We start from the raw sequence: 8,526 nt of genomic DNA on the forward strand, positions 1-8,526 counted from the left end.
ACGGCGGGCGGGTCAGTCGTTGAACGCCGTGGCCACAGCATCTCCGAGCTGATTCAGGACGTCCCGTGAGAGCTGCACGGACCCGGTGAACGAGAAGAAGGCGTGGGTGGCACCCTTGATCGGGAGGTGCGTGACCGGCACGTCGGCGTCGGCGAGCTTCTGCGCGTACCGGTCACCCTGGTCCCGCAGCGGATCGTGTTCGGCGGTGACGATGACGGCGGGAGGAAGCCCGGCCAGCTCGTCGCAGCGCGCCGGTGAGACGCGCAGGTCTGCGCCTTCGTCGGGCGTGTTGAGGTAAAGGCCCCAGAACCATTCGAGCCAGCTGCGGCTCAGCAACGGTCCGGCCATGTTCTGGTACATGGAGGGGCTGTCGTCGAACCGGTCGACTGCCGGGTACGCCAGCACCTGCAGTGCGATCCGAGGTCCCCCGCGCCGCTGCGCTTCCTGCACGAGGGCCGCGGCGAGGTTGCCGCCGGCGCTCTCGCCGAACACCGCGATGCTTTGCCCGTCGCCGCCGAAACTTCCGGCGTTGGCCGCGACCCATGTCAGGGCGGCGTAGGCGTCTTCGATCCCCGCCGGGAAGCGGTGTTCGGGCGCGAGCCGGTAGTCGACGGAGACCACGATCGTGCCGGAGCGGTTGGCCATGATGCGGGCGATGTGGTCCTGGCTGTCCAGGTCTCCGAGCACCCATCCGCCCCCGTGGAGGAAGACCGTCACGGGCAGCGGCCCGGAGCGCGGGACGGTGGCGGGGGCGTAGATACGGACGGGGACCTCGAGTCCTTCGGCGGCGGCCACTGCGTCGTGCACGCTGCCGACGGGCTCGACGTCGCCCGCGAGGGTGGAGAAGCTGCTCACGAGGTCGCGGTTCTCCGCGACCGTTCGACTCTCCGGTGCCGGTTCGCCTCCTTCGGCCAACTTCTCGAGCAGGGCATCGATCTGGGGGTCGAGGGACATGATGAGGACCTTCCTGGAGCTGGCGAAGCGACACGGATTGGAATCGCCTTTCCGATCTCTACAAGTCGCAGGAGTGGAGCAGCGGCAGCGTGATGCCGTCCGGCGCTGGATCGCCGGCCCTGGCTGCGCTGTCGTATCCGTTCTGGATGTGGGCCCGCAGGGAGCGGTGCACTGTGTGCGGATCAGCGGGTGATCGAGATCGCGAAGGGTGTGAATCCGCTGGACCGAATCACGTGCGGGACGAAGAGGATCGCGGCCTCGGTGGCGCGGGCGGTCTGGATTCCGCCGAGGTCGGTGATCCATTCCTTGTGCCAGCCGAGGTCGGTGAGCAGTTCACCGACGGTCTGCTTGGCCTGTGGGTCGTCGCCGGAGAGGAACACGGTCGGTGTCTGGGTGAGCGCGGCCGGCGCGGTCATCACCGGGAACAGCATGGTGTTGAGGGTCTTGACGACGCGGGTTTCGGGGAGGGCGTCCTGGAGTTGCTCGGCGAGGCTTGAGCCGGGGTAGATCAGGTCGGCAGGCAGTCCGTCCGGTCCGTCGACGGTGGCGTTGGAGACGTCGACGAGGATCTTGCCGCGCAGTTCCTCCCGCAGAGCGGCGAGCCGGTCCAGCGAACCGGCGCCGGGGGTGGCGTTGATGACGACCTGGGCTGTGCGGGCGGCGTCGGCGGCGGCGCCCGGCGTGCGGTCCGCCACGGTCACCTCGTGCCCTGCCCGGGTGAGGGCTGTGGCCAGGTTGCCGCCGACGCGGCCGTTTCCGAGTACTGCGATCGTGGTCATGGTGATGTGGTCCTTTTCGTGGGTGCGGGTTGTGGTGCGCGGTCAGCGTGAGAGCGTGGCGACGGCCTCGTCGTGGACGCCCGGCGCGGCGGCCAGGAGGCTTTCGCTCTGCGGGGTCCAGGGGCGGCCCTGGGTGTCGGAGATCTGTCCGCCGGCCTCGGTGACGAGCAGCGCCCCGGGCAGCAGGTCCGCGCGGGCGCCGGCGAACTGCCAGAAGGCGTCGATCCGGCCGGCGGCCACGTTCAGCAGGTGCAGGGTCGCGGGCACGGCGGTGCGGACGACGAGCGCGTCGAAGAGCATCGCGGTGATCGAGGAGCCGACGCGCCGCACGACCGTCTCGTCCTCGTCCGGCCGGGCCTGGCTGGTGGCCACGATGCTCAGGCCGAGGTCCGCGGTCTGGGAGACGTGCAGCGGCCGGCCGTCGAGGTGAGCGCCTGCGCCGGTGAGCGCGGTGTAGGTCTCGCCGGTCAACGGCAGGTGGACCGCGGTGAGCACCGGCTGGTTCTCACGCACGAGGGTGGCGGTCACCGCCCACTCCGGCAGGGCGTGCAGGTGGTTGACGTTGCCTTCGGCCGGATCCACGACCCACCATTCGCCGGGCGGCAGCGCCCCTCCGTCCAGCTCGTCCTCCACCCAGCCGGCGTCCGGGCGCAGGCCCGAGAGGCGGGGGCGCAGGATGTCAAGGGCCATCTCGTCGTTGACGGCGAGCGCGCCCATCAGCTCTTCGCGGCTCTGGTAGCGCACCACCTCGCCGAAGCGCTCGCGCAGCGCCGAACCAGCCGCACGCACGGCGATCGCGGTCTGGTCGAGCAGGTCGGCGTCGGAGGCTGCGGCGTCTATGGTCTGAAGCATGTCGGACATGGTGAACTCCCTTGTCAGTAGGAGGTGATGAGGCCGTTCGGGCCGAGCTGTGGGCTCTGCTCAGCGCTCTGGTCTCGAAGGTATACAGCCCCTTGATTAACTTCAAATGCATGTAAAGCACGGCTAGGATTACTCACATGCAATTGGATTTGAACCTTCTGGCCGCGCTCGACGCGCTGCTGGAGGAGGGAAGTGTGGCCGGGGCGGCCGCGCGCCTGCACGTCACCGCCCCTGCGATGAGCCGGAGCCTGGGCCGGATCCGGCGCACGACCGGGGATCAGATCCTGGTGCGCACCGGCCGCACGATGACCCCGACGCCGTATGCGATCGCCGTCCGGGAACAGGTGCACGAGCTGCTGCAGCAGGTCCAGGGGGTGCTGGCACCGAGCCGTGAACTCGATCTGGCAACGCTGGAGCGCACCTTCACACTCCGCTGGCACGATTCCCTGGTCGCCTTGAGCGGCCCCGCGCTGCTCGCGGCCGTGCGCGGACAGGCTCCGGGCGTGCGATTGCGCTTCGTCGCGGAATCCAGCATCGACACACCCGAGTTGCGGCGCGGCGAGGTCGACCTGGAGGCGAACGCCAACCGCCCGAGCGCACCGGACATCCGTGCCGAGAACGTGGGCGAGTCCCGTCTCGTCATCGTCGTGAGGCAGGGGCACCCCCTCACCCGCGTCAGGACCGTCACCGCAAAGCGGTACGCCGCTGCTGAGCACGTCACCGTCTCGCGACGTGGAAACCTCAGCAATGCCCTCGACGACGCCCTCGCACGGCTCGGCCTCACCCGCCGCGTGGTGGCGACCGCGCCCACGGAAGCGGCCGCGCTGGAGTTCGCGCGCGGCTCCGATCTCCTGATCAGCGTCCCCGAAGCCACCACGCGGTCAGCGGTCGCCGACCTCGGCCTGGTCGTGCTCCCCCTCCCGCTCGAACTGCCGTCGGCACCGATATACCTGTCGTGGCATCAGCGCTACGACACCGACCACGCCCACACCTGGCTGCGCGGGCTGGCGCGAACCGCGCTGACCCTGGGCGGAGCACCGTCGTAGTCGGCCGCCCAACCGCTTCCCCCACACGTCCAGGCGGACCACCTCGGTGCGGCACGGCCCGCCGCTGTGCGGCCCGCACCAGATCACCATAGGTGGGCCCCGCTCACTCGGTCGGCTCCTGGCCGGTGAGCAGGTCGAGCAGGCTGGTGGGGGCGTTGTCGCCGAAGATCAGCCGGTGGTTCTTCTCGGATTCGGCGGCGAACTGGGCACTGCGGGGGAAGAGGGCCTGCTCGTACTCCGCGAGGGCGGCTTCGGTGTCGTCGGGGTGTGCGGCGATGGCTTTGCCGAGTTCGGCGCCGTCGAGCATGGCGAGGTTGGCGCCCTCCCCGGCGAACGGTGACATGAGGTGGGCGGCGTCGCCCAGCAGCGTCACTCCGGGAACGCGGTCCCAGCGGTGGCCGATCGGCAGGGCGCTGATCGGGCGCGGGGCGAGGGCGGTTTCCCCGTCAGTGATGAGTGCGGTCAGTTCAGGCGCCCATCCGGTGAATTCGGCGGCGACCTGGGCCGCCGCCGTTTCGGGACTGGCGAGGATGGCGGCGATCCAGTCCTGCGGCTTGTTGAGCGCGACGTAGGTGTGAACAACGGCGTTGGCCTCCCGGTGGCCGAGGATCCCCTTGCCGGCTGTGACGGCGAACAGGGAACCGTCGCCGGCGGCCTTGGCCGCTGCGGGGTGGCGCTGGTCGGCGTCGTACAGGTAGGTCTCGATGAACGACGTGCCGACGTATTCGGGCTCAGCGTCGGACAGCAGCGGCCGGACCCTCGACCAGGCGCCGTCCGCGCCGACGAGGAGGCCGGTCGTCACGGCCGGCCCGTCGGCGAACGTCAGCTCGTGCCTTCCGTCTCCGAGGGGGCGGACACCGGTGACCTTGTGTCCCCACTGAATCATCTCGTCGGGCAGCGAGTTGAGCAGGATACGGCGCAGGTCTCCGCGGAGCACCTCGGGGCGCCCGCCTGTGCCGTCGTCGGGCTGGTCGAGGAGTACCGCGCCGTGCTGGTCGAGCACGCGCACGGCCTGGCCGCCTTCGTGGATGATCGCGCGGAACTCGTCGGTGAGGCCGGCCGCTTCGAGGGCGAGCTGCCCGTTGTACTCGTGGATGTCGAGCTGGCCGCCCTGCGTGCGGGCGTCCGCCGATGTCTCGGCTTCGTAGATGGTCGCGGGGATGCCGTGCAGGTGCAGGACGCGGGCGAGGGTCAGGCCGCCGAGCCCGGCGCCGATGATCGTGACGGGAGTGGTCATGGTGGTTTCCTTTCGGCCGGAAAGCCGAGGTCTTTGGCTGTCGCCAATTGCGACGATGTTCAGGTCGGCTGGAGGATTGCCTCGATGAGGTGCGGTCCGGGTGTGGCCAGCGCGGTGGAGAACTGTTCGGCCAGTTCGGTTGTGCTTGCAGCCCGGGTCGCGGGCACGCCCATGCCGGTGGCCACGGCGGTGAAGTCGATGTCGGGTCGGCTGAGATCGAAGAGGGCGTTGGCAGCCGGTCCGGCTTGGCCGCCGCCGACACGGTCCAGTTCGGCGCGCAGGATTGCGTAGGAGCGGTTGCTGAGTATGACGGTGGTCACGTCAAGCTTCTCGCGGGCCTGGGTCCATAGTCCGGAGATGGTGTAGAGCGCGCTGCCGTCGGCTTGCGGGCAGACGACGGGCCGTTCGGGACATGCAATGGCTGCGCCGGCGGCAACGGGGATGCCTTGCCCTATGGCGAGGCCGGTCAGCCCGAGCACGTCGTGTGGTGCAGAGTTGGCGGTCGCCGGGAAGAGGGTGTTCATTCCCTCGGTTATGGACTCGTCGACGATGATCGTTTCCGGTGGGAGCAGGGCGCCGATGACCTTTGCCCAGTTCTCTGTGCGCAACGGCTCGTCCGCGATTGGAGGCGGGGCGTCTTGCGCTGGCAGCACTGCGAGGGCGTCCGGCGCGAGGATGTCTGCCAGTTCGCTCAGCGCGTCGATGACATCGAAACCCTTGTCAGGGACGAAGGGGTGCACGCGCGTTCCCGGTGGAGTGAGCAGGCCCGGACGGCCCGGATAGGCGAACGATGCCACTGGTTCGCGTGTTCCGACCAGGATCAGGTGCTTGATGCCTGCCAGTTGCTGGTTGACGGTTTCTGCCCGGTAGCCCAGGGGCTGGATCGCCGGTACGCCTGCACCGCGCCGCAGCCGGGCGGGCCAGGTTGGGCAGAACACGGCGGTTCCGGTGGCTTTCTGTATCCGGGCGGCAGCTTGCAGGCCTCGCTCACCCAGTCCGGCGCCGTCGATCAGCAGCGCGACGGGCTCGGCACCGGCGACCAATGCAGCTGTGGTTTCCACGTCTGGGCGGGTGACGCGACGCGGTGGCGGTGCCGGGAGGTGTGGCGCGGGCGGGGCGCTCTCTTCCCAGGAAAGATCCGCGGCGATGATCAGTGTTGAGATCGCGCCGGAGGTGCCGGTTTGTGACCGGTCCGGGGCGCCGGGCACCCCGGCGCTCATCGCCGCCGCCACGGCTGCCGCGGTGTCGGGACCGATGTGCGCCGCCGTCGGTGGTCGGCGCACCCAGTTGGAGACGGTCGCGGCTGCGGCATCGATGTCGGATTCAAGGGGCGAGTCGAGCTCCTTGTGCGAGCGGGCGTGGTCGCCTATGACGTTGACGATCGGGGCGTGCGCTCGGCGGGCGTTGTGGAGGTTCGCCAGGCCGTTGGCAAGGCCCGGGCCGAGGTGGAGCAAGGTCGCGGTCGGCTGGCCGGTCATGCGGGCGTAGCCGTCGGCGGCCCCGGTCGCTACTCCTTCGAAGAGGCACAGCACACCGCGCATGGCCGGGTGGCGGTCGAGCGCCGCGACGAACTGCATCTCCGACGTACCCGGATTGGCAAAGCAGACGTCCACACCGTTGTTGAGCAGGGTGCGCAGGAGAGTCTCGGCACCGTTCATAGAAGCTGATCGCCTTCCAGTGATCCTTTTGAGCCGTGGTGTTCTCGCTGTTGGCGGCCTGACGCTCACCCCGCTGGCACATCAGCTAGGACGCGGGCGTCGGCTGAGGGCCGAGGTTCGATGCCGTCCCTCTCCACGATGTGCCTCGATTGACGAGTTGACGGAGTGGATACGGGTGCGGACCAGGCCGACGGCGTCCGGAAGATGGCGCGGTGACGGCCGGGGTTCGCGTTGCGGACCTCTGCCGGATCGGCGCCGAGCGTGATCACCCGCAGGCATGCTCCCGAGGACGGCAGGCGTCATGCCCCCTGAGTTCGGCGACGGCTCGGGGATGCCGGCAGCGTGTCGGCGCTCGTACGGGCCTGCGGCGAGTGCTCCCCGTCGATCTTCCCCGCACTCATGCTGCCCGAAGCAACGCTCGCCCGAGCACAGCCGGCCGCAACAGCTTCGAAGGCGGATCGAGTAGCGCCAGGACCCGGATGAGCTGGGCCGCGACCGTAAGGTCGGTAGCCGCGGCGGCCATCAGCCGGCTCATCATGGCGCCCTGCATCTTCTGAGTCAGGTTCGCAGGTTGTCCCGGCTCGCTGGCCATCCCCCAGGGCGCGGTCAGCATGCCCGTCGCCCGGGTCAGGAAGTTGGCGGTGACGTCGCGCCGGCCGGCTGAGAGCGTGTCACGCAGCGCGCGGGCCTCCAGCGCCGCCACTGTCAGGCCCTGCGCGTTGACCGGGCTCAACGAGCACAGTGCGTCCCCGACCACGATCAGCCCGTTCGGGAGATCGGTGAGTTGGTCGTACCGGCGCCAGCGGGTCGCGGGGAAGCGGTACGCGACGATGTCGCTGAGCGCCTCGGCGGTCCTCAGCGCCGGGAGCACGTCGTCCGGGGCCGCCGCGGCGACGAACTCCGCGAATCCGGCCTCGTCGGTCGGTGGACGCGAGGCAGGGCCCGTGCCGGTGACGGTCAGTACGTGCCGGCCGTCCTCGACCGCCAGCAACAGCAGCCCGCGGCCGTTGGTCTTCACGTCGCCGCCGATGAGCAGTGCCCGGTCGTTCTGGGGCGGGAGCCGGACAAGCCGGCTGGCGTAGGCGACGTCGACGTTGACGCGTTGCTCGGCGGGACGTTCGTATCCGAGTTGCTCGAGCCAGACCGGCGTACGGCTGCCCCGGCCCATCGCGTCGACCACCAGGTCGGCGTTCAACGTCTCTTCGCTGCTGCTGGGCTCCTGCCGCAGGATGCGTGCACCGGTGATCCGCCGGTCTTCGCCGATCAGCCCGACCACGTCAGCGCCGAGCACCATCCGCAGGCCGTCCTGTTCGACCAGCCGGCGGCGCAAGTGGCGCTCGTAGAACGGCACTGTCGCGTGGAGGGAGTGCGCACCGACCGGCACCCGCGGCAATTCCTTCCCGCCGAGGTAGAAGCGGTAGTCCGACAGCACATCCGCCACAACCGCGCCGTCGGCGCTCATCTCGTCCACCAGACCGGGAAAGACCTCGTCGACGACTCGCGCGCCGGCCGGAAGGAGGTTGTGGGCATGCCGGCCCTGAGGGACGCCCCGGCGGTACTGGCCGGAGGCGGGGTCGCGGTCGACGAGCGTGACCTGCCGATAGAACTTGGTGAGCACTGCGGCGGTGAGGAGACCGGCGAAGCCGGCGCCGAGGACGACTGCGGTTTCGATGTTTTCGTTTGGCACGAGACGAATGCTCGGCGCTTCCTCCTGCCCAGAAACAGGTCAAGCGGTGTCCATCTGGTGTCCGTAGACCTCGCGTTCCCACATCCAGTCCAAGGAGAATGCCCGGCTCCTCGGTCGGCCGACGACCAGGTCGTCGACGGACTGAGGGCGCCATGCGGGCAGGGGCGGCGGTCAGCCGAGGCGACCGCCGCCCCTGCCGCAGATCCGCCGACGTGATCACCGGGCTCTGGGCGCGGTGCTGCCCGTGTGCCGTTCGCTGCCATGGCTGCCAGCACGTGCTGTTCGATGATGGGTAGTGTCGCGG

7 protein-coding genes are annotated in these 8,526 nt (G+C 69.7%); 1 reads left to right on the plus strand and 6 read right to left on the minus strand.

Annotated elements, in window-relative coordinates:
• Window positions 1-12: 12 nt before the first annotated feature.
• The 3 genes from ACFY01_RS46600 to ACFY01_RS46610 all read right to left on the minus strand — a co-directional run bounded on the left by ACFY01_RS46600 (window position 13) and on the right by ACFY01_RS46610 (window position 2,594).
• Window positions 13-954: an alpha/beta hydrolase gene (locus tag ACFY01_RS46600; protein WP_390741860.1), complete on the minus strand. Its 942-nt coding sequence runs from the start codon at window positions 952-954 to the stop codon at window positions 13-15.
• A 182-nt stretch (window positions 955-1,136) separates the two neighbouring features.
• Window positions 1,137-1,733 carry an NADPH-dependent F420 reductase gene (locus tag ACFY01_RS46605; RefSeq protein ID WP_390741861.1) on the minus strand — a complete coding sequence of 199 codons (597 nt, stop codon included), beginning with the start codon at window positions 1,731-1,733 and terminating at the stop codon, window positions 1,137-1,139.
• A gap of 42 nt (window positions 1,734-1,775) precedes the next feature.
• Window positions 1,776-2,594 carry an inositol monophosphatase family protein gene (locus tag ACFY01_RS46610; protein WP_390741862.1) on the minus strand — a complete coding sequence of 273 codons (819 nt, stop codon included), beginning with the start codon at window positions 2,592-2,594 and terminating at the stop codon, window positions 1,776-1,778.
• A gap of 137 nt (window positions 2,595-2,731) precedes the next feature.
• Here ACFY01_RS46610 and ACFY01_RS46615 point away from each other — a divergent pair, with 137 nt between their 5' ends.
• Window positions 2,732-3,640, plus strand: coding sequence for a LysR family transcriptional regulator (locus ACFY01_RS46615; protein WP_390741863.1), 909 nt, complete (start codon window positions 2,732-2,734; stop codon window positions 3,638-3,640).
• Between the two features lie 103 nt (window positions 3,641-3,743).
• Here the strand turns inward: ACFY01_RS46615 and ACFY01_RS46620 are convergent, their stop codons facing one another.
• From ACFY01_RS46620 to ACFY01_RS46630, 3 genes are all read right to left on the minus strand, one after another.
• Window positions 3,744-4,877, minus strand: a complete 1,134-nt coding sequence (locus tag ACFY01_RS46620) for an FAD-dependent oxidoreductase (protein ID WP_390741864.1) — start codon at window positions 4,875-4,877, stop codon at window positions 3,744-3,746.
• 59 nt (window positions 4,878-4,936) lie between these two features.
• On the minus strand, window positions 4,937-6,535 hold the full coding sequence (locus ACFY01_RS46625) for an acetolactate synthase large subunit (RefSeq protein WP_390741865.1): 1,599 nt from the start codon (window positions 6,533-6,535) through the stop codon (window positions 4,937-4,939).
• Between the two features lie 397 nt (window positions 6,536-6,932).
• Window positions 6,933-8,222: an FAD-dependent oxidoreductase gene (locus ACFY01_RS46630; RefSeq protein ID WP_390741866.1), complete on the minus strand. Its 1,290-nt coding sequence runs from the start codon at window positions 8,220-8,222 to the stop codon at window positions 6,933-6,935.
• Between the last annotated feature and the right edge of the window lie 304 nt (window positions 8,223-8,526).

The sequence above is a fragment of the Streptomyces sp. NPDC001480 genome, assembly GCF_042894725.1.
Taxonomy (GTDB): Bacteria; Actinomycetota; Actinomycetes; order Streptomycetales; family Streptomycetaceae; genus Streptomyces.